This is a genomic window from Pseudomonas sp. Q2-TVG4-2, assembly GCF_013620795.1.
Lineage (GTDB): Bacteria > Pseudomonadota > Gammaproteobacteria > Pseudomonadales > Pseudomonadaceae > Stutzerimonas.
In genome coordinates this window covers 598,050-618,566 of sequence record NZ_LGLW01000004.1, presented here as the reverse complement: position 1 = coordinate 618,566, position 20,517 = coordinate 598,050, and the positions used below count along the sequence as shown (strand labels likewise).

Annotated in this window: 16 protein-coding genes and 1 pseudogene; 3 read left to right on the top strand and 14 right to left on the bottom strand. The window is 60.0% G+C overall.

Annotated elements, in window-relative coordinates; genetic code table 11:
• Window positions 1-584 precede the first annotated feature (584 nt).
• The 9 genes from H3028_RS11170 to H3028_RS11135 form a co-directional block, all read right to left on the bottom strand.
• A complete protein-coding gene (locus H3028_RS11170) occupies window positions 585-1,679 on the bottom strand; it encodes a DUF1513 domain-containing protein (protein ID WP_181297075.1) in 1,095 nt (364 codons plus the stop codon).
• 2 nt (window positions 1,680-1,681) lie between these two features.
• Window positions 1,682-2,755 (bottom strand): imelysin family protein, encoded by a 1,074-nt coding sequence (locus H3028_RS11165; protein WP_181297074.1) that lies wholly within the window; start codon window positions 2,753-2,755, stop codon window positions 1,682-1,684.
• Window positions 2,756-2,797: 42 nt separating this feature from the next.
• A complete protein-coding gene (locus H3028_RS11160; RefSeq protein WP_181297073.1) occupies window positions 2,798-4,213 on the bottom strand; it encodes a di-heme oxidoredictase family protein in 1,416 nt (471 codons plus the stop codon).
• A 177-nt stretch (window positions 4,214-4,390) separates the two neighbouring features.
• Window positions 4,391-5,737, bottom strand: coding sequence for an imelysin family protein (locus tag H3028_RS11155; RefSeq protein WP_181297072.1), 1,347 nt, complete (start codon window positions 5,735-5,737; stop codon window positions 4,391-4,393).
• A 203-nt stretch (window positions 5,738-5,940) separates the two neighbouring features.
• The gene (locus H3028_RS21275; protein ID WP_258237754.1) at window positions 5,941-6,165 is read right to left on the bottom strand and encodes a diguanylate cyclase domain-containing protein; all 225 of its coding nucleotides are present in this window, start codon (window positions 6,163-6,165) and stop codon (window positions 5,941-5,943) included.
• The gene (locus H3028_RS21270) at window positions 6,135-6,488 is read right to left on the bottom strand and encodes a diguanylate cyclase domain-containing protein (RefSeq protein WP_258237753.1); all 354 of its coding nucleotides are present in this window, start codon (window positions 6,486-6,488) and stop codon (window positions 6,135-6,137) included. The genes H3028_RS21275 and H3028_RS21270 overlap by 31 nt, the downstream gene beginning before the upstream one ends.
• Window positions 6,489-6,660: 172 nt before the next feature.
• Entirely contained in the window at window positions 6,661-7,344 is a 684-nt protein-coding gene (locus tag H3028_RS11145) for a spermidine synthase (RefSeq protein WP_181297071.1), read from the bottom strand.
• A 51-nt stretch (window positions 7,345-7,395) separates the two neighbouring features.
• On the bottom strand, window positions 7,396-9,456 hold the full coding sequence (locus H3028_RS11140) for a bifunctional diguanylate cyclase/phosphodiesterase (protein WP_219920053.1): 2,061 nt from the start codon (window positions 9,454-9,456) through the stop codon (window positions 7,396-7,398).
• Between the two features lie 209 nt (window positions 9,457-9,665).
• Entirely contained in the window at window positions 9,666-10,289 is a 624-nt protein-coding gene (locus H3028_RS11135; RefSeq protein WP_181297070.1) for a TetR/AcrR family transcriptional regulator, read from the bottom strand.
• A 270-nt stretch (window positions 10,290-10,559) separates the two neighbouring features.
• Here H3028_RS11135 and H3028_RS11130 point away from each other — a divergent pair, with 270 nt between their 5' ends.
• Entirely contained in the window at window positions 10,560-11,378 is an 819-nt protein-coding gene (locus H3028_RS11130; RefSeq protein WP_181297069.1) for an ABC transporter substrate-binding protein, read from the top strand.
• Here the strand turns inward: H3028_RS11130 and H3028_RS11125 are convergent.
• On the bottom strand, window positions 11,375-12,853 hold the full coding sequence (locus H3028_RS11125; protein WP_181297068.1) for a diguanylate cyclase: 1,479 nt from the start codon (window positions 12,851-12,853) through the stop codon (window positions 11,375-11,377). The two genes, H3028_RS11130 and H3028_RS11125, sit on opposite strands and share 4 nt — an antisense overlap.
• 222 nt (window positions 12,854-13,075) lie before the next feature.
• On the opposite strand from H3028_RS11125, the pseudogene H3028_RS21580 reads away from it, so the two are divergent.
• Both H3028_RS21580 and H3028_RS21575 read left to right on the top strand, forming a co-directional pair.
• A pseudogene (locus H3028_RS21580) lies at window positions 13,076-14,149 on the top strand (cache domain-containing protein); the annotation flags it as partial.
• Window positions 14,150-14,269: 120 nt separating this feature from the next.
• A complete protein-coding gene (locus tag H3028_RS21575) occupies window positions 14,270-15,007 on the top strand; it encodes a methyl-accepting chemotaxis protein (RefSeq protein WP_375154406.1) in 738 nt (245 codons plus the stop codon).
• Between the two features lie 19 nt (window positions 15,008-15,026).
• On the opposite strand, the gene H3028_RS11115 is transcribed toward H3028_RS21575, so the two are convergent.
• From H3028_RS11115 to H3028_RS11100, 4 genes are all read right to left on the bottom strand, one after another.
• Complete coding sequence (locus tag H3028_RS11115) at window positions 15,027-16,079, bottom strand: acyltransferase (protein WP_181297066.1); 1,053 nt, start codon at window positions 16,077-16,079, stop codon at window positions 15,027-15,029.
• A 249-nt stretch (window positions 16,080-16,328) separates the two neighbouring features.
• The gene (locus tag H3028_RS11110) at window positions 16,329-17,156 is read right to left on the bottom strand and encodes an outer membrane protein OmpK (protein ID WP_181297065.1); all 828 of its coding nucleotides are present in this window, start codon (window positions 17,154-17,156) and stop codon (window positions 16,329-16,331) included.
• Window positions 17,157-17,233: 77 nt separating this feature from the next.
• Complete coding sequence (locus tag H3028_RS11105) at window positions 17,234-18,733, bottom strand: uracil-xanthine permease family protein (RefSeq protein WP_258237752.1); 1,500 nt, start codon at window positions 18,731-18,733, stop codon at window positions 17,234-17,236.
• 217 nt (window positions 18,734-18,950) lie between these two features.
• Window positions 18,951-20,501: a cation:proton antiporter family protein gene (locus tag H3028_RS11100; protein ID WP_181297063.1), complete on the bottom strand. Its 1,551-nt coding sequence runs from the start codon at window positions 20,499-20,501 to the stop codon at window positions 18,951-18,953.
• Between the last annotated feature and the right edge of the window lie 16 nt (window positions 20,502-20,517).

The window sequence follows — 20,517 nt, the reverse complement described above, 5'->3', positions numbered from 1 at the left end:
TGCCCTTGACCGCAGCGTCCCCCGCGAACGGGTCATAGCCAGCAGCAATGTACACATCACGACCGGCGCGATAGGCGACGCCGAGACTGCGATGTTCTTCGCGTAAACCCTGGACCCGGTTGGCAAGGGCGGTGTCCCGATTGCTTAGCTGCTGCACCAGAGTGCCAAGCAGATCCTGCACTTTGTTCTCCTGGGTCTCAAAGCTTCCCCAATATTTAGCAAGGTTGTCGGGGTTCTTGCCACGCAACAGGACGTTTTTCCACTCCTGCACCTGTACCTTGAATTCCAGGTTGGTTTCGTCGATCAGGCGCGACGCTTCGATGGGCCCTTTCAGCAATTTCTGGTAAGCGGAGATGTCATCGGACAAAAAGGAAAAGCTGGCGAGGGCGATTGTCAGCATCAGTAGCAGGCTGCCACCGATAAGCGCCAACAGCTGAGCGCGCAGGGATTTTTTCAGAAACATCAGAGCATCCTCGCATCGAATAGGAAGCGCTTGCGTTCGTCGCAAGTATGAGCCGAGCGCTCAGGCCATTGACCGATCGGTCAGCGGTTATCGACGAGCCGATTCGATACTTGAGAAATTTTCAGACCAGTCGCAAATGGTTATCCCAGAGCCCAGCCGGCAACTGCAGCGGAGTGCTGACAAAGTGCTCGCCCGTGCAATCGACGAGTCTGCAGCGTCCCTGACCGGAACTCACCACGAAGCCCTGTTCGACCGCAGCGACACCGGCGCAGTCTGGCAGGTGAATTTCATCGCGTAGTTCGGCGCTGTCCAGATCCCAGAAGAAAACCTTGTTGCCGCGCGGCGCGGTTACTGCCAGCAGACGCAGGCTGTCGTGTATGGCCAGGCTCGCGGTGTATTGATTCATGGTCTGGCGTTGCGCCTCGCCCAAGGGAAATGCCTGGAACGGTTGGCCGGGACGTTTGATTGCCAGCAGCGGTGCGCGGTCCATGGGGTCGCCTTCGTATTGCTGGCCGGACACTACCGTGCCGTCGGCTGCTACGGCGAGATGACGCACGCTGTTCATCTGCTCGGGCAGCTGCTCCTTGCTCATCAGCGTGCCGTCACGATGCAGTAGTACAAGGCTCGGCTCCATGGCGTCGATGTTCATCATTTCGCGACTGTCGGCTTCGGTGCGGATGCCACCGTTGGCGACCACTAACGTCTCGCCATCCGGCATCCAGAGCAGCTGATGCGGGCCTATGCCATGGGTCGAATGTTCTTCGGCGCGGACCATCCGGCGCGCTTCGACGCGATAGACACCAAGCACGCCGCGGCCGGGATTGGCAGTATCGTTCTCGGTGGCATAGAACCAATCGCCGCTGGCGTGAAATACGCCGTGGCCATAGAAATGTCGATCGGAGGGCGAGGCCAGCACTTGTAGCAACGTGCCGTCACGGCTGTCGATCAGATAGCTCTCACGGCTCGGTCGGCGCCCGACGAACACGGCTAGCGGCAGGTTTGGATGGGCATAGACATCATGGCAGCGCTCGCTGACTGGGGTGGCGAATACACGCGTTCCGTCGAGCCGGTAGCCCACCGCGTAGTGACGACCATCAGCATCGTCGCGCGCGGAAAGCAGCAAGGGGTGCTCGGTGTTCCGGGTAAGCGTCCAGCCGCCGACGGCCGTCGCTGCGACCAGGGCACTGCCTAGGCCGAGAAAGACACGGCGCTTCATGATCAATCTCCGTCGTGGGCGTTGAAGCCGATCTGTACGCCCAGCGCCCGCGCCAGTTCGTTCTGGTGCAGGCGGTGCAGGACGTCGATCTCCTGGTACAGCTCGCTCAGCCGTGCGCGTCCTGCTTCATCTGCAATCAGTTCGCTGAAAGGCAGCATGATGTCGGCCAGCTGTTGGCGGGTTGTGGCATAGGCGACATCGATGCGCTCGATCAGCTCGGTTTGTTCCGCGGGGATCAGCTGCTTGAGGCCATTATCGTCACTGCCTTGCCAGAGCTTTTGAGCACCCGCGAGGGCTGCATCGATGCTGCCAAGCGTGGCATCGCTGCGCCAAGCCTCGGCTTGGAAGGGCTGCGGGAAGCCCTTGCTCTGGCGGCCCAGCGGAGCGCCGAGCTTTTTCTTCAAGCCATCCAGTGCGGTGACCTGCACACGCAGCAGATCGGCGATCGCTTCCTGCGAGTCGGCGTAACGTTCGTTGGGAAACTCGCTCAGTTGGGCGGCCATGCCGTCTTCGCCTTCCCACTCCAGCAGCATGTTGGCGGCGAGCTTTTGTTGGTGCTCTCCGATCGCTTCCAGCAGTCGGCAGTAACGCGCCTTGGCCTGGCTGTCGCCGAGGTCGACCGCCTTGTCGTAGAGCACATATTCATATGCCGAAAGGCCCTGTAGAACGACACTACCGTTCTCCAGATCGGCCTGGGTCAGCTCGGGTTTGTTCTTCAGCAGAGCAGTGACCTGACGCCCCACCAGGTTTTTCTTGTCCGGCCAGAACTGCACCTGCCAGGCTCGGTTGCCTTCGCCCATCGGGCCGACCAACAACGGCTGCAGGCCTGCCCAGGCGAACTGCGCCTGCAAGAAGGCTTCACGCGCGCTCTCCAGCTCTTCATTGCCGGCGCAGAACGCGATGCTGCTGGCGGCCATGCGTCGGTTGGTTTCGGCCCATTGGGTGTACGTCGGAAGCAGGACTTCATCGGCCAGCGTCTTGCTTGTCTCGGCAAGCGGATCGGATGGCGCGCAGGCACCGAGTAGCAGGCCCAGTGCGGTGGCGGTGAGGGCTGAAAGATAGCGATTGGTGTACATATTGCTCCTCGGCAAGGCCGGACAGCGCTGGCTGTTCCGACGCTAGAGTGATTCGAGAAAGGCCAGCAGGGCGCTGCGCTCGTTGCTGTCGAAGCCGAGCACGGACTGCTTGGCCTGTTCCGCTTCCCCGCCGTGCCAAAGTATGGCTTCGAGCAGATTGCGGGCACGTCCGTCATGCAGGAACTGGGTATGGCCGCTCACCGTTTCGGTCATGCCGATGCCCCACAGCGGTGGCGTACGCCACTCGCTGCCGCTGGCCTCGAACTCGGGGCGGTGATCGGCAAGCCCTTCACCCATGTCATGCAGCAGCAGATCAGAATAGGGGCGAATGATCTGATTGGCCTGTTCCGGCTCTGCGGCCTCGCCCGTCGTGAATGCCGGCACATGGCAGCTCTGGCAGCTGGCGCGGTGGAACAGCGTCTTGCCTGCAAGCACCTGCGGATCGCCGACGTTGCGTCGCGCCGGTACGCCAAGGTTGCGGGTGTAGAACAGTACCAGTCCGAGAATGTTGTCGCTGACTTCAAGGTCGCCGCCGTGGGGCATTGCACGACAGTCCTGCTGCCTTTCGGTGCAGCTGCTGCCTGTAAAGAGGCTGGTGGTAAGGCCCATGTCGTTGAAGAAGGCGTCGGCGTTCTGCTGGTTCAGATTCGGTTGTCCGGCCTTCCAGCCAAAGCGGCCGATCGCCGTCTCACGTGTGCTTTGGTCGAAGACTCGGTTGGGGCGGCCGGAAATACCGTTGCCATCGCGGTCGTCCGGATCGGCGTTGGCCAGCAGCGCGGATTCTGGAATCGCTTCCAGTAACCCGAGGCCAATCATGGCCGGCGCCACCCGGACGGAGAATTGAGTGTGTGGATGCATCGGGCCGTAGCCCAACTCGGTTATGTCGAGGTGTGGGACTCGCAGCTCGACTTCAAAACCGTCGGCGAAGCGCTCGGTCCGTGTGCCATAGTTGAGCCGGACCTTGCCTTCGGGCGCCACGCCGGGAATCGCCATATCCTGCAACTGGCCACCGTAAGTGGGCTCCGGCGCGATGCCGCGCTGCCTGACGACTTCAGCATGCTCGGCGCCAGCAGGAATCGATAGCCGCACCAACATCGATACGGCATTGCCGCGCTCGTCTTGTGCCGGACGACCACGCCCGTCCTTGATATGACAGCTCTGGCAGGCGTTGGTGTTGATCAGCGGCCCAAGCCCGTCGCGAGCGGTGGTGGAGGCGGGGGCAATGACCCAGGGATTACGAAAAAAGCTGTTGCCGACACTGAAGTCCAACCGGCGCACCGGCGACAGATTGGCCGATGGCATCGAAAAGGCATTCTGATCGAATTTCATCACCGTGGCGTCGCCTGCGGAAAATGCCTCTCCTGGCTCGGCCTGTGTGAAGTGCGGCGTCTGCTCCCCGCAGCCGACCAGGCCAAAGGCCAGGAGCAAGACAGTAGCGGAGCGAAAAAGCGGGTGCATCGGGTAATACCAGTGCCGTAACAGGGCGGTGATCTTAGCAGGCTAATGGAGCTTGAATAAGAGGGATTTGCATTTAAGGGTATGCTTGGCGGGTCGAACGAATGCTGGACGCGGGCGTTGTAGCGGTAAAAGAGGGGGCGGCATTGCGCCGCCCTCTCTCGTCTTCGCGAACGCAGATCAGAACTGGTGATCGGCCGTGTCCGGGTTCAGATCGCTGATGCCCAACGCGGCAGCGGCTTTCTCGATGGCTGCGGTCTGTTGTACCAGCGCGGCGATCGCGGCACGGACCTTTTCCTGACCCTCACTGTTGTCGGGACCGATCAACTGATCGAAGGCTTCGCCTCCCTCGGCACTGGTGACCAGTGTTTGCAGCTTGGCTTCGGTGGTTTCCAGATCAGTTTTCAGTGTGTTGTTGAGTTGCGGATCGGTGCCTTCGACCAGCGATGCCAGGCTTGGGCCGCTGAGCGTGCTGCCGTCCACGCGCTGATACTCGCCGAGGTAGACGTTACGGATGCCTTTGGCGTTATAGAAGTGCGAGTTATGCGTGTTGTCGCTGAAGCAATCGTGCTCGTCTTCGGGCGAGTTGGCTTCCAGAGCGACCTTCATGCGTTCGCCGGCCAACTCGCCGAGCGACAGGCTGCCCATGCCGAAGAACATCTTGCGCAGGCCGTTTTCGGCAGACTCGCTCTCCAGGCTGGCGCGGTAGTTGTCAGCGACGCCGGCTTTCCACTCGCCGACCATCTCTTCCAGGTCACTGACCAGTAGTTCAGTGGCGGCTTTCAGATAAGCACGGCGACGGTCGCAATTGTCGCCGGTGCAACCCTCACCTTCGATGAAGTCACTGACGGGACGCTCGCCCGCGCCAGCATTGGTGCCGTTGAGATCCTGCCCCCAGAGCAGGAACTCGATGGCGTGGTACCCGGTGGCGACGTTCGCCTCCGAACCGGCCAGCTCGTTCAGGCTGGCCAGCTTCTCGCCGGTGATTTCGCTGACGTCGACCTTGTCCTCGCCAATCTGCAATTCCTTGTTGGCGATGATATTAGCGGTAGCGCCAGGGTTGCCGAGGGCATGCTGATAATCACCCTCGACGTAGTCGATCATGCCTTCGTCCAGCGGCCAGGCGTTGAGCTGACCTTCCCAGTCGTCGACCACCGGGTTGCCGAAGCGGAACACTTCGCTCTGCATGTAAGGAACACGCGCGGCCAGCCAGGCGTCCTTGGCCGCCTGCAGGGTTTCCTCGGTCGGATTGGCGAGGAGAGCGTCGATGGCTTCCTGGAGCTTCAGCGCGGTGCTATGGGCATCGCTGAAGATGGCATGCGCCATGTCCGCATAATGCTTGACCACGGCCTGTGCGGCCTCGTTGTTGACGGCCTCTTCTGGAGCGCTTGCTGCCGCCGGCTCGCTCTGCGTCGTCGCTTGCGGAGCGGAGGCCTGTTCGGCGGGCGCTTTGTCTTCACCGCAACCAGCGAGTGAAATGGCAACAGCCAGAAGGCTGGCAGTGGCCCAGACGGGAGTGCGTAGCATGGCGGGTTCCTTTGCTTACAGGGTGGTATGAGGTGTTCAGCAGCGTGGCTGCGATAAACGGTTGCAGACCATAATGCGAAAGATTTGCATTTTGTGCAAAGAAATCGGGTGGAGCAGATCCCGTATCCCGTTCTCGGCGTGACCTTGTTAACGTCCCTGTTGGTGGGATAAAGCCAGGATGCCCTCGGCGATAGTTGCCGCTTTCAAACACCTTTTCCGCTAATGGCTGGGTCGATTGATGCATCGTTATGCTTCGCTGACCGCGGTGCCTGCCCGGTGGTTGCTTGACCTGGCTTCGCCTGGTACATCGCCTCATCGGCATGCTTGAGTAACGACGTTTCGTCAGTGCCGTTTTCACGAAAATACGCGACTCCGATGCTCGGCTGAATCACCAAGCTCAGCCCCGCCAACTCGATCGGAGCCTGCATGGCGGCGCGAATGTGCTACCACGACCGCCGTATCGGCTTCTGATGGGCTGGCTTTCCAGCAGCACGACGAATTCATCGCCGCCCATCCGTGCAACCGTATCAGCCTCCCGGGTGTTTTGTGTGAGCCTCCCCGCGAAGATTTGCAGCAGCAGATCGCCGACGCAGTGACCATGGCAGTCATTTACCTGTTTGAATTTGTTCAGGTCCAGGTAAAGCAGCGACAAACGCTCGCCGTTGCGACGCGCACGCGCCAATGCGGTTTTCAGCCGGGCAAAGAGGAAAGCGCGATTGGGCAGGCCAGTAAGCTCGTCGTACTGTGCCATCCGTTCGATACGTGCCTGCAGCTGCTTACGTTTTATGACCGTGTCTTCATCGTGCGTACCAGTGAGAGCTGCACGGACAACAATCGGAGCGGACGCTGATTCGTGTGTAGCGGAGCCAAACCAACGCCGCTCAGGAACAGTGGCGTTATGGCATCTGCTTGCTGAGGCGTGATCAGGACCGCTTTTCGGCAATCCAGATGGTATGGCGTGTCCCCCGGTTACCATGAGCGAACACCTGAACCTCCTCGGCCTTGAAGCCCGACTTGTTCAGCCGCTGGGAGAATGCGCGGTCGGCGCTGGCCGACCACACCGCAAGCAGGCCGTTGGGACGCAGGGCCTGGGCGCAGGCGTCGAGGCCTGTTGATGAATACAGCCAGCTGTTGCTCTTGCGGGTCAGCCCTTCAGGGCCGTTGTCGACATCAAGCATGATGGCATCGAAGCCGTGCGGCTCGCTCTTCAGTACCTCGGCAACATCGCTGAGTAGCACCCGTGCCCGTGGATCGGCAATCGGCATGCCGACCTTCTCGCCCAGTGGGCCGCGGTTCCAGTCGATTACGCCTGGTACCAACTCAGCGACCTGAACTTCGGCGTCATCGCCTAGATGCTTGAGTGCTGATGCGAGGGTAAACCCCATGCCCAGTCCACCGATCAGCACGCGTACCCCTGGACGATGAGCGATCCTTTTGCAGGGGATTTCTGCCAACGCATCCTCCGAACCGTGGGTGCGGGTGTTCATGAGCTGATTGCCATTGCCTCCCTGAATCTTGATGACAAAGTCGTCACCATAGGTAAACAGGCAGAGGGCGCCGCCGTCGTCTGGGATTTCGGCGGTGTCGGTCAATACAAAACGCTTCATGCGTATCGCTCGTGGCTGGCAGTAGGGGAGGGCGGCGCGATGGCTACCGCGTTATAGCGGTTCCGAATTGAGTCTGTGCTCGAAACGTAGCGATTGCTGCAGCAGGACGGTCAGTTCAGCCGCCGGCAAGGGCTTGCTGTAGTAGTAACCCTGGCCTTCATTGCAGCCTTCTTCGATGAGATAGCGTTCCTGCTCGGCCGTTTCAACGCCCTCGGCGATCACCAACATGCCGAGGCTTCTGCCTAGCTGGATGATGGCTCTGACGATGGTTGTATCGCCTTCATCCGCTGACATGTCGCGGACGAAGCTCTTGTCGATCTTGATCTTGTCCAGCGGCAAACTTTTCAGATAGCTGAGCGAGGAATAGCCTGTGCCGAAATCGTCGATCGCGATGAGCGCTCCGGAGCGGCGCAGGCTGTGGAGGTTATGCGTGGCGGCTCCGATGTCTTCCATCAACCCTGTTTCGGTCACTTCGAGTTCCAGCGTTTCTGGCGGCAGGCGATGAGTGCTGAGCAGGGTGCTGATCATCAGTGGCAGTTCGGCGTGATGCAGTTGCACCGTGGACAGGTTGACGGCCATGCGCAGGTCGCTGAATCCTTGCTGATGCCATTCGCGCAGCTGCCGGCACGCCTGGTCCAAGACCCACTCGCCGATGGCGATGATGCTGCCGTTCTGTTCGGCCAGCGGGATGAAAATGTCTGGCGGAACCATCTTTCCGCTTGGGTGGGACCAGCGCAACAGCGCCTCGACGCCGGTGATGCGTTTCAACCGATAATCGATTTGCGGCTGGTAGACCAAGTGGAACTCGTTCCGTTTGATCGCTTCAGCCAGGTCGTTCTGCAATTCCCGGCGCGTTCGCATCTCGCTGTCGATACTTGCTACGTAAAATTGGTAACGGTTACGCGAGCGGTTCTTTGCCAGGGTCATGGTCTGTTCGGCTTTCTGCAACAGCTTCTCCGTGTTGCCGCCATCTTCCGGATACAACGTGATGCCGATGGTGGCACGCAAGCGTATGTTCTGCTGATCGAGGGGCACGGGCCGCTCCAGATCGTCGAGTACTTTTTGCGCCAGCTCGGCCGCCTCGTAGGGTTGTTCGAAGCCGAACAGTACCAGCACGAACTGGTCCCCACCCAGACGGGCAAGCGCTCCGACACGACCGCTCAAGCTGCGTAGGCGATCGGCCAGCGCGACTAGCAAGCGGTCGCCGTTCTGGTAGCTGAACTGCTCGTTCACGCCCTTGAAATCATCCAGCCCGAGACAGAGCACGGCCACACGGCGCTGCAGTCGGGCAGCCTCGCTGAGAATATTATCGAGCTGCTGTTGGAGTTGTAGACGGTTGGGCAAGCCCGTGAGCGAATCGTACTGGGTCATGCGCTGCAGGTTGCTTTCCGCTGCATGGCGCAACTGCATATTGTGTTCGATGGAGGCGAGCAGGCGATTGGCGGTTTGGACCCAGAGCCCCAGCTCATTTCGCTCGTGCCCCCTTGGCATCGGCAATGAATGCTCGCCGGGGCGGCCAGGATTAATACGCGAAAGATGGTCGATCAGCTTGGTCAGCGGCCGCGTCAGCAGCCACTCGTAAATAAGGTAGAGCAACAGGCCCAGCACCAGGGCGCGGAGAATGCCAACGACGAAGATCACCACCGAATCGCTTATGAATTCCTGTCCGTACGGCGCGGTATCGAGTGTGATGCGAAGATCACCGTAATACTCGTTGTAGGGCGGGCGACCGATCAGCGGGATCGAGAATTCCTGATCCCGGCCGAGTATCGGGTCGGTCAGCCAGCGTGACGGCAGGGACATAAGTGGGCGCGACTTGTGAGCAAGCGCCTCGTCCCCTGCATGGCCTATCGACGCCTTGCGAATCGACTCGTGCTGAAACAGCCCTTCCATGACTTGGGCGCCCATTTCCCGGTCCAGGCTGTAGATCGCCTGAGTAGAGGGATCGCGGGTCATACGCAGAATTCGCTGCGCCTCGGTATTAATCAGCTGGCGAGTCTTGTAAGCATCGAAAACGATCTGCGCACAGCTTAATACCAATCCAACGGCAAGCGCTGACAGCAAAACGATGCGGAGCAGCTTTCGTGACAGGCTGTTGCGCAATGCGGTCAAAAGAATTTCCTTTTTCCGAGCGGATGCCCAGCGCAAGTAGTAGTCGTCATAGATCAGGCGTCAAAGGCGCGATGCCGCTTATAAGGCAAAACGTTATCAGAACGATGGCTCGCATGGAGCACCTTCCGTCGACCGTTCTTGCCGTGCACAGTATGCCCCAAAGTACGATGCTAGACAGGCTGAAGCCATATCGGCTGGTCCATGTTGGCTCAGGTGATCGTCGGTTCTTCCTTGACCTCACAACCCTTGATGACCATACGAATGATCGTTTCAGCGGCCGCTTCGTAATCGGCATCATCGAGTGCGGCCTTGCCCGTTACGGTGGAAATCTGCCAGTCGAAATCGGCATAGGTCTGGGTCGCAGCCCAAATGCTGAACATCAGATGATGGGGGTCGACCTTCGCCATTAACCCCTTATCGATCCAGTGCTGGATGCAGGCGACATTGTGGCTGGCCTGCGCGTTCAGCTGCGCGGCCCGCTCGGCTGGTAAATGTGGCGCGCCATGCATGATCTCGCTTGCGAATACTTTGGAGGCACAGGCGTGCTCACGTGAAATGCGGATCTTGGTACGGATGTAGGCGCGCAGCACATCGGCCGGTTCGCCAGGCTGATTAAAGGGCGCGGACGCCTGAAGCAACGGCTCGACGATGCTGTCGAGCACCTCACGGTAGAGGTTTTCCTTGCTTTTGAAATAGTAGTAGACGTTGGGCTTTGGCAGCCCGGCGCGGTTGGCGATATCGCTGGTCTTGCTGGCGGCGAAGCCCTTCTCGGCGAACTCTTCGCTGGCAGCGCGCAGGATCAGTTCTTTGTTGCGCTCGCGGATACTGGACATAGGGCCTGTTCGATTCACGACCACCCAGCCTGGTGGCCTGCCGCGGCATGCTAGCACTGGCATCTCGTCTCTCTCAAGGCGTCGCGGTATGCGCAGCGTGTATCGAGGTTCCTCATATGTTGTATACAAAAATAAAGGCATTCTGATACTGTTTTTTAAACTGCCGCAGTTGCTTCGTTGCCCGAAGATGCAGGGTCGGATTGCTGAAGCATCTCATTGGCACAGCAGCGCGTGCGTGGCGGCAACCAATAAAAACTACAAGGAGTTCCCATGAAACGAGTTCTCGCCAGCGTATTGTTCATGTGTCCATTCCACGCCTTCGCCCAACAGACCTATGTCGTCGGCGTCGAGGAGGCCTCCTTCATGCCCCATTACAGCGTGGATTCCGAGGGCAACTACAAGGGTTTCGCGCGGGACTTGCTCGATATGTTCGCCGAGCAGAGCGGCGTGCGGCTCGCCTACAAACCTCTGCCTGCAGACCGTTTGTTGCCGGCGCTGCTCGAAGGCGAAGTGGACTTCAAATATCCCGATAATCCCAACTGGGCTGCTCCTGCGAAGGCGGGCTACCAGCTGCATTACAGCCAGCCGGCAGTCGATATCGTCGACGGGGTGATGGTTGCGCCGCGACGGGTAGGGCTTGGGCTCGAGCAGCTCAGGCGTCTGGCGGTGGTGGATGGCTGGACGCCCTGGGGCTACGAGGCGCGAATCAAGACCAACCAGATGCTGTTGATAAGCAGCGATGATCTGCCACACATGATGCGTCAGGCTCTGCTCAAAGATGCCGACGGTGCCTACTACAACATCGTGGTGGCGACGCATTATCTGGACAACGTACGCGCAAAGCCCGGAGCGCTGGTATTCGATCCGGATCTTCCGCATACACGCAGTACCTACAATCTTTCGAGTATCAAACATCCTGAGCTGATGCGACGCTTTGACCAGTTTCTCAGTGCACGTCAAACGGATATCGCAGCCCTTAAGGCCAAGTATCGAGTGGAGGAAAACCTGTCCTCTGAGTACATCGGCCTGGAGCAATGGAAGATCGACTTCCTCGAGCGGCAGAAGGCTAAGAAGGCTGCAGGGGGCTAGTGTGGCGCGTCCTGCGGAGCGGACGCCGCGGCCAGGCAAACGCGGTTGCGCCCTCCGCTCTTGGCGCGATACAGCGCCTGGTCTGCATTGTGCAGAAGGCTGTCCAGGCTGCCCTGTGGCTGTAGCTGGGCGACGCCGATACTCACCGTGACGCCTAGTGCCGTTCCGTTGAAATCGAAGGCTTCGGCTTCGGTGTGGTTGCGAATCTTTTCCGCCAAGGCCAGCGCGACGTCGAGGCCTGTTTCCTTGAACATAACGACGAATTCCTCGCCGCCCCAGCGCGAAACGACATCCGCCTGGCGAACCTGTCGAGCCAATAGCCCGGCGAAACTGCGCAGCAGGAAATCACCGCCTAGGTGGCCGTGGGTGTCGTTGAAGGTCTTGAAGTGATCCAGATCGAGGATCAACACACATAAGCTGCTGTGCCGGCGACGAGCTTCGAGCAGAGCCTGTTCGGCAACCAGACCGAAGCCGCGACGGTTGAGCAGTTCGGTCAGGGCGTCGTGAGTTGCCATGGCTTCGATGCGCTGCAGATAGCGCCGACTGATCAGGCCCACCACACCGAGTACCGTCGCGGTGACGCTGAGGCAGATCAGCAAGTTGACCCAGAGCGTGCGCCGCACCGGGGCCATGACGCCGCTTTCCTGTTTGTCGACCATCAGGTACCAGTTCAGCTCGGGGAGGTAGCGAATATTGATGAAGTGCTGTTCGCCCTCGCTCTGATACTGGAACGCGCCGGGTTGCAGCTCCGGCAGCTTCGCGTTGAGGTCAGCTAGCGCTGCGATGTCGTCCAGGTGAGCTTCACGAGCCGCGCCGGCTGGCCCGCCCTGACTGCCCGTTGCGACTATGCGGCGTTGACCGTCGACAAAGTAAATGTTGCGTTGGTAACGCCGCTGATAGTTATCCACCAGTTCGAGGACCCGCGTCAGAGTCAGGCCCACCCCGGTCACGCCGAGGAAGCGACCATCGGCTGTGGTCATCCGATAATTGATGAACATGGTCAGCCGCCGGACATCCACCACGACCTCCCATTGCGTGCCGCTTTCTTCGAAACGGTAGAACCAGCCATGCGCAGGATCGTCCGGCTGCATCCGCTGGGTTTCATTGTCGGCGTAGTAAATCTGCGAACGATCGGAAACGAAAAACACAGTAGACGCGTTGTAACGTTGCTTGATGGCCTGCAAATAGCGGGTGATCAGTGATTCATTGCGTTCGCCCTGTTCGACCCAATCGAGGACGAAGGGGTCTTCAGCCATAGCCGATGAAACCTGGACAAGGCGTACCAGATCTTTCTGGATTTCTGAGGAGATGACGTCCGCGGTCAGGGGTAGCTCGGTGTTGATGATGCTGTTGCGGATCGTCTCGCGCGAGGCGTAGTAGCTGCCGAGTGTGGTCAGGATAAAGCCCAGTCCGATGATCAGGCCCAGCAGCGCGAGCAGGGTTGGTTGCTGGAGCTTCAAAGTCGGCAAAGGCATCGGTTACTCCGGCCAGGGTCAAGTGGCTCACACCAGGCGGTTTGCCCTCGCGCTCCAGCATAAGGCCTAACTAGCCAATCGCCCACCCGCCGGACGGTAGCTCAAGATTGAGTGCGCTTGGCCGCTACGTTGATGAAACCTGTAGCTTCATAAATGTATGCACAATGCCATCATTATTGTGTACGGTAGTGATGCGAAGATTAATACAAAAAGGATCGCAGCATGTCTTTCTTACGGCGTAGTATTCAGTGGCAACTGATTGTGAGTATGGGAGCAGCTCTCCTAACCAGCATCTTGATCGTGATCCTTGTGTATTCCTCGGCGGTCAACCGGCTCGCGGAGCGCTACCTTGTAGGCGAGGCGCTGCCGGCCAACATCAGTGCTATTCGTAACGACATCGAGCGCACCCTGACGGCGCCTATTACCGCGACGGCGGGCATCGCCGGAAACGCACTGGTGCAAGACTGGCTAATCAATGGCGAAAGTCCGGAACTGGGCGCGGCGATGGGGCGCTATCTTGACGGTGTGAAGACCCAGCAGAATGCCTTGACCACCTCCATTGCCGTGCTCGATAGCGGCAACTATTACTCCGAGAAAGGCCTGTCGCGCACCCTGCAGCGCCGTGCGCCGGGTGATAGCTGGTTTTACAGCTTGATCGACAGCGGTATCGATCGCCGTTTCGAGATCGACATCGACAAGTCTTCGCGGCTGCCGACATTGTTCATCAATCAGCGCATCACGGCGGGCGGCAAGACCCTTGGCGTTGCCGGACTGGGTTACAGCCTGAAAAGCATGTCCGAGCTGATCAGCAACTTCCGTTTTGGCGAACGAGGCGAGGTGTATCTGATCGATGCTGGCGGCCGGATCAAGGTCCACCCGCGTACCGAGCACAACGATCGCACCGAATTGAGCGCGCTAATTGGCGAAGACGCCGCGAGACGGCTGCTGGCGGGAGAGCAGAAGACCGTAAGGTTCGAGCGCGATGGCGAGGCTTTTCTGGCGCTGGCGCAGCCGCTGGCCAGCCTGAACTGGGTACTGGTCAGTACGGTTCCGGAAGCTGAGATTTTTGCTGAAGCACGAAGCACCCTATGGACCATCAGCCTGATCGCAGCCTGTATTGCCCTTTTCTTTCTGGGACTGGTAGTGCTGCTGGCGCGTGGGCTGGTCAAGCCGATCCGCCAGGTGACTTCGGCGCTGGTGGAGATTGGCGGTGGTGGTGGTGACCTGACCCGCCGTTTGGACGAGAGCCGTGCCGATGAGCTGGGCGATCTGGCGCGTGGTTTCAACCGCTTTATTGGCAGCCTGCGGGGCCTCATTGGCGATGTGCTGAATACCAGTCAGCAGTTGCGCGCCGCAGTAGGGCAGGTGGCCGAAGTGGTTGATAACACGGCGACCCGTGCCGGGCGCCAACATGAAATGACGGACATGGTCGCCACCGCGGTTCACGAAATGGGGCTAACGGTGCAGGAGATCGCCCGTAACGCCAGTAGCGCCGCTCAGGCTTCTCAGGGCGCGCGTGATGAGGCAGTGCAGGCGAGCAAGGTGGTAGGTGATTCCATCACGCACATCGAAAAAATGTCCGGTGAGATCGGCCACGCTGCCGAGTCTGTTACCGATCTCGCGCAGCAGGTCGCGTCGATTGACAAGGTGCTAGCAGTGATCCGCAGCATCTCCGAGCAAACCAATTTGCTCGCTCTGAACGCCGCTATCGAAGCGGCACGTGCCGGAGAAATGGGCCGGGGCTTCGCAGTTGTCGCTGATGAGGTGCGAACCCTCGCCAGCCGCACCCAGGGATCAACCGACGAAATCCAGCAGATGATCCAAGGGCTCAAGAGCGGCGCGGACAGCGCCGTGAGCTCGATGCGTGCAGGACAGGCAGCGACCGGCACAGGTGTCCAAGCCAGTCAGCGTACCGGCCAATCACTCACCGCCATCACCCAACGGGTTGAAGAGATCAGCGATATGAATGCTCAGGTTGCCACCGCGACCGAAGAGCAGAGCAGCGTGACCGAGGAGATCACACACAACGTCCAGGGCATCGCCGACCTCGCTCAGGCGACGGCAAGCGAGGTGCAAAGCTGCCGTGAGGACTGTCTGGCGCTGAGCCGGCTGGCTGATGACCTGAGCCGGCAGATGGGCAGCTTCAAGTTGTGACTGCTGGTGCGCGCCCCGCTCAACGAGCGTCGGCGCGCAGAAACTTCATATTGGTGTAGCGCTTCAGGCGCAGTGCGGGCGCTTCCACCAGCCGCCACGACAGCACGGCAAAGCACAGGGTGACGGCCATGCTCGACAGGGCGAATACCGCCAGGTTTATATCGGCGCCGAACCAGTGGATGATCAGTTGCTGGACCGGAAAACCGAAGATGTACATGCCATAGGAGAAATCCCCGTGCTTGCCGAAATGCGCCACCTTCGGTAGCCGGGCATAGGCGAGGTAGATCACCAGATAGGGCAGGGTGAGCATGTGCACGACGAACCAGGCCGAGCTGCCCAGTGCGAACACCGAGGCGGCCAGCAGCAGCAGGGCGATACGCCCATCCCAGAGAACCTGGTCCTGATAGAAATAGAGCGCTGCTCCGAAGTAGAAGAACAGGCCCAGTCGGAACAGCTTGAGGATGGTCACGCTTTCAATGCCTAGCGCCGGTAGCAAGAAGAAGTGCCCGACCATCAATACGCCTAGCCCAAGCAGCACCATCTGGCGCTTGAGCAGCTTCAGCGCACCGAGCAGCAGCACGCTGCAGTACATCAGGCCCTCCAGGGGCAGCGTCCAGAACGACCCATTGACCACTTCCGGAAACGGATTGCTGGCAAATACGCCCGGCAACTCGTAGCGCGTCATTAGAAATGTGTTGGTCAGGAAGGCCGCCGTTTCGCTGTCGCTGAAGTACTCACTCAGCGGCAGCGGTGTGGTCAGCGGTCCTATCACCAGCAGCGCGAATATCACGGCGAAGGCCAGCCCTGGGAAGATGCGCAGCGCGCGCTTGAGGATGAAGCTGATATTGCTGTTGCCGTGCAGGTACGAGGCTGTAATCAGGAAGCCGCTGATGACGAAGAAGGCATCGACCGCGAGGTCCGCCATATCGGTGCCGCCGGTCAAAGGGCGCAGCGGCTCTTCTGGCAGACGCCCGCTCAGCCAATAGCAATGGCCCATTAGAACCAGCGTTGCAGCCACGAAGCGCAAAAAATCGAAGTTATTGTCCCGAACGCCCAATGACAGCTTTTGCATGGGTACTTCCTTGTTGTGATTGTTTCTATCCGGTCAGCAGTGCCGTAGCTGCCTAAGCTGCGGACTGAATCTCTTCGAGGGTGATACCCGCTAGGGAGTTCCGTTAAAAACAATATCTTTTGGCCATAGGCCTTTAGGCCGTGTGGGTATCGGAAAGCGCCAATACGCGGCTGGGTTGTAAGCAGAACAGCCTGAGCGAAAAAAGGCAGCCCGAGGGCTGCCTTTCGTTCATTCGCATTCGAATTAGCGTTAGAAGTGGGCTTTAACCAACAGACTGGCGGTGTTCTGGTCCGTGGCGCCGACGAAGTTGCGGCTGACGAAACCGCCATCCTCGATGCCGTACTTATCGGACCAATAATCGTATTCGATACCCACATAGAGCTTGCCGGGCTCACCGTCCAGGGCCTTGCCCAGGTCGTATTTGATCTGCGGGTTGATGTGCAGGTTTTTCGAGATGAAGTCACCGCGGCGCTCGGAGCCGGCGTCGTTGACCACCCAGTCGATGAAGCCGTCGAAGAGGATGTCGGACTTGCCGACGGGGAAAGTCATGGCCCAAGTCGGCGTGACCTGCCACTGGCCGCTGGGCTTGCCGGTGGTACCGTCAGGCTTGCGGTAATAGATGTTGATCGCCAGACGATCGAAGCCGGGCACATCGAGATCTACGGCCGGTCCGAGCAGGTAGTTCTGGTTGGGGGTGCCGTCGGCCAGGCTCTCGCCGCGCTCGTAGGTCGCCGCGAGTAGCACGTCCTTTACCGGGCCGAATGACATGCCGCGTCCACTGATCTTGCCCAGCGACAATCGCGGGCTGAACTCGCCGTAATAGGTATGGCCTTCGCCGCCGGAGAGGCCGTTGTACCACTTGTTGTCGACGAACAGGAACATGTCGCCCCAGCTCCAGCCGCTGGCGTGCTCGAAGGTGATGGTCTGCTGAACTTTGCCATCGTCGACTTTGAAGTTCTTGCCGTATAGATAGCTGAGGCTGTTGTTCTGCCAGTGCATCATGCCGTCGGCGAAGGCTGGCGCAGCGAGCATGCAGCCGGCCAGCGCGAGCGAAAGAGGAGCGAGTCTAAGGTTCATGTGGGTGCCCTTTGGTTTTGTTGTTGTGATGAACAGTGTTGCGCCTGGCACCGTGGCAACCAGGCGCTGGTGGCGGATCAGCCCGAGGGGGTGAGATGCTGCGAGGGGTCGTCGGTGGTCGCCTTCGAGGCCGGTTGGGTGTAGCTCGGGATGTTGACCGCCAGGGTGTTGGTGCCAACCGAGTCCTCGATCAGGTTGTCCGGATCGTAGTCATCCAGTTCTTCCGGTTCGCGCGGCAGGAAAAAGTTGAGCAGGATCGCGCTGAAAGCACCGATGGTGATTGGCGAACCGAAGATGTTTTTCAGCACCTCGGGCAGGTGGTTCAGCACATCCGGCACGGCGGCCACACCCAGCCCAAGGCCCAGCGAGATGGCGACGATGAGCATGTTGCGGCGATTCAGGCCCGCTTCGGCGAGAATCTTGATTCCCGCGATCGCGACGGTACCGAACATGATCAGCGTGGCGCCACCGAGGACCGGCTTGGGCATCAGCTGCAGCACGCCACCCACTACCGGGAACAGCGCCAGCAGAATCAGAATGCCGGCGATGTACAGGCCGACATGGCGGCTGGCGACGCCGGTCAGCTGGATCACACCATTATTCTGGCTGAACGTGGTCATCGGCAGGCTGTTGAAGGTCGCCGCCAGCAGAGAACTGCAACCGTCGCCAAGGATGCCGCCCTTGATCCGCTGCATATACAGCGGGCCCTTGACTGGCTGCCGCGAGATCATCGAGTTGGCCGTCAGGTCGCCGGCGGTTTCTAGCGGGGTGATCAGGAAGATCACCGCGATCGGGATGAAGGCCATCCAATCGAAGGCGAAGCCGAACTTGAACGGCTGTGGCACGCTGACCGCCGGAAGTGCGGCGAGGCTGGAAAAATCCACCATGCCCATTGTCCAGGCGGCAAAGTAGCCAACCATCAGCGCGACGATCACAGCGGACAGCCGCAGCAGCGGGATGCCGAAACGGTTGAGCACGATGATGGTACCGAGCACCAGCCCGGCCAGCGCCAGGTTGGGCAACGCGCCGGGATCCTCGGCCCCGTACCCGCCGGCGATATCCGTCATCGAGACCTTGATCAGCGACAGCCCCATCAGGCAAATGATGGTGCCGGTGACGACCGGCGTGATGACCCTGCGCAGCCGATTGATGTACCGGCTGACCGCGATTTCCACGAAGGCGGCACAGAAACCGACCCCGAACAGGGTGGCGAGAATTTCTTCTGGGCTGCCGCCGCGGTTCTTGACGATGAAGCCAGCCGCCAGAATTACGCTGAGAAAACCGAAACTGGTGCCCTGCAGGCAGAGCATGCCGGCGCCGATTGGCCCGACGCGTTTGGCCTGGATAAAGGTGCCGAGACCGGAGACGAACAGCGCCATGCTCACCAGATAAGGCACGTACTGACCTAATCCGAGCACGCTGCCGATAATCAGGGTGGGAGTGATGACGCCAACGAAACTGGCCAGCACGTGCTGTATCGCGGCAAAGGTAGCGGGGAGCGGACCCGGGCGATCCTCGAGTTGATAGATCAGGTCCTGGTTGGGAGCGTCACCGCTCCTGGATTCGGTTGCGGTCATGGTCAAGCCTGCCATTAGTTATTGTTCGGTCATGGGCTTTCGAGGCTGCACGGACCTCTCTCACTGATCGCCGAAAAGCTGTTCGATCGGTCAGGATGCATCCGACTATAACAATCTGTGGACAGGCTTTAAAACAATTAATTTACCAATTGTGCACAATTCAGATGAGCGCCACGTAGGGCTGGTGGCGGCAAGGGGGTAGGAGCATAGCGCTGGCTCAACGCTTGCCGAGCAGTTCCTGGGCCACGTTTTCGGCGAGGCCGGCGCCGGCTTCGGACATGGTGAGGTAGGTGCGGTCGGCGCCCGCCTCTTCGATCTGCTGGGCGATGTCTTCGTACAGCGCATGTGAGACGACCAGGCCATCGAAGCCCTTACCGCGCAGCTTGCGGGTGGAGATGATCTTGGCCTCTGCGTCGTTCATCGCCAGAATCACCGCCTGTACCTTGTTCATCTCCAGGCTCTCCCAGAACATATGATCCTCGGCATCGGCGAAGAGGACGTGGCGGCCATTCTCGCTGCTCTTTTCGACCGTGACGGGGTCGGAGTCGAGACTGATCAGGCGCCAGCCCTTACTCTGCAGATGATCATAGGCGGCGCGCCCGGTACGGCCCATACCCATGATCAGGATCTGCGCATCCCCCAGCGAGACCGGTTGTTCGTCCGGGTGGCGGGTGTTGCGTTCGAGCGGAATCAGCCGCCTGGCCAGCCGATCATAGAGCGGATGGGAGACGCGGTTGAGCTGTGCGGATACGACGAACGACAGCGCTACGGTGATGGCCAGCGGTGTCAGCCATTGCGGCAGCACCACGCTGGCGACGATGAGGCCGAATTCGCTGTAGTTGGTCAGGCTCGAGGCACTGAGAAAGGCACTCCGCGCGCGCAGGCGGAATAGCAGGAAGAGGAAGAAAAACAGCGCGCCTTTTAGCGGCAAGAGCACCGCCATCGCCGCGGCGAAAAGCATGGCGTCCGTATCCGGCAGGCCGCCGATGCCAATCTGCAGGAAAAACCCGACGAGGAAGATCTCCTTGATCGACCAGAGCGAGTTGGACAGTTCGGTGGCGCGCTTGTGCTTGGCCAGCATGGCGCCGAAAGCCAGGGCACCCAGTTCAGAGCTGAGCCCCAGATGCTCAAAACCGAGACCGCCAACCACCAGCGCTAGCGCTAGGCCCAGCAGCACCATCAGCTCTTCGTGACCGCTGTGGTCGAGTAGGCGGAACAACAGCGGACGCAGCAGCGGCAGCCCTAACACCAAAAGTGCCCAGGCCGACGGTACCTTGCCGCTGGCCACGCTCATCACCACCAATGCGATCAGGTCCTGGATGATCAACACGCCAATGGCGACCCGCCCATGGAAGGCGCGCAGCTCGCGCTTACCTTCCAATACCTTGGCTGCCAAAACGGTACTGGAGAATGACAGCGCGATGGCCAGCAGCAGGCTCTCGCGCCAGCCCGTATCGAGAACAAGCAGGAGGATGGGCAGCACCAGAAGGCTGGAAATCAGGAAGTGCAACAGGCCGCCGCCGATGACTTCGCGGCGCAGCAGGTTACTCAGCTTGAGCTTGAGGCCCACGGTAAACAGCAGCAGCAACACGCCGAGATGGGCGAGGTGCGCGAGAATTTCGCTGTCCCGCGGGCCGACGCCGAAGTGACTGCCAAAGCCGGCCAGGGCGAAGCCGGCGCACAGATAGCCGATCAGCGGCGGCAAGCCGACAGTACGAGCGAGGAGGCCGAGAACGAAGGCGAAGGCGATCCAGCTGGCTTCAATCATTGCGAGGTTCTTGGGG

What these genes read in the sequence shown, in the direction of transcription:
- H3028_RS11170 (WP_181297075.1), bottom strand. Translation starts at nt 1,679, where the DNA reads ATGAAGCGCCGTGTCTTTCTCGGCCTAGGCAGTGCCCTGGTCGCAGCG.
- H3028_RS11100 (WP_181297063.1), bottom strand. Translation starts at nt 20,501, where the DNA reads ATGATTGAAGCCAGCTGGATCGCCTTCGCCTTCGTTCTCGGCCTCCTC.
- H3028_RS21575 (WP_375154406.1), top strand. Translation starts at nt 14,270, where the DNA reads ATGACGGACATGGTCGCCACCGCGGTTCACGAAATGGGGCTAACGGTG.
- H3028_RS11105 (WP_258237752.1), bottom strand. Translation starts at nt 18,733, where the DNA reads ATGACCGCAACCGAATCCAGGAGCGGTGACGCTCCCAACCAGGACCTG.
- H3028_RS11160 (WP_181297073.1), bottom strand. Translation starts at nt 4,213, where the DNA reads ATGCACCCGCTTTTTCGCTCCGCTACTGTCTTGCTCCTGGCCTTTGGC.
- H3028_RS11155 (WP_181297072.1), bottom strand. Translation starts at nt 5,737, where the DNA reads ATGCTACGCACTCCCGTCTGGGCCACTGCCAGCCTTCTGGCTGTTGCC.
- H3028_RS11130 (WP_181297069.1), top strand. Translation starts at nt 10,560, where the DNA reads ATGAAACGAGTTCTCGCCAGCGTATTGTTCATGTGTCCATTCCACGCC.
- H3028_RS11110 (WP_181297065.1), bottom strand. Translation starts at nt 17,156, where the DNA reads ATGAACCTTAGACTCGCTCCTCTTTCGCTCGCGCTGGCCGGCTGCATG.
- H3028_RS21270 (WP_258237753.1), bottom strand. Translation starts at nt 6,488, where the DNA reads ATGGCACAGTACGACGAGCTTACTGGCCTGCCCAATCGCGCTTTCCTC.
- H3028_RS11165 (WP_181297074.1), bottom strand. Translation starts at nt 2,755, where the DNA reads ATGTACACCAATCGCTATCTTTCAGCCCTCACCGCCACCGCACTGGGC.
- H3028_RS11135 (WP_181297070.1), bottom strand. Translation starts at nt 10,289, where the DNA reads ATGTCCAGTATCCGCGAGCGCAACAAAGAACTGATCCTGCGCGCTGCC.
- H3028_RS11115 (WP_181297066.1), bottom strand. Translation starts at nt 16,079, where the DNA reads ATGCAAAAGCTGTCATTGGGCGTTCGGGACAATAACTTCGATTTTTTG.
- H3028_RS11145 (WP_181297071.1), bottom strand. Translation starts at nt 7,344, where the DNA reads ATGAAGCGTTTTGTATTGACCGACACCGCCGAAATCCCAGACGACGGC.
- H3028_RS11125 (WP_181297068.1), bottom strand. Translation starts at nt 12,853, where the DNA reads ATGCCTTTGCCGACTTTGAAGCTCCAGCAACCAACCCTGCTCGCGCTG.
- H3028_RS21275 (WP_258237754.1), bottom strand. Translation starts at nt 6,165, where the DNA reads ATGCAGGCTCCGATCGAGTTGGCGGGGCTGAGCTTGGTGATTCAGCCG.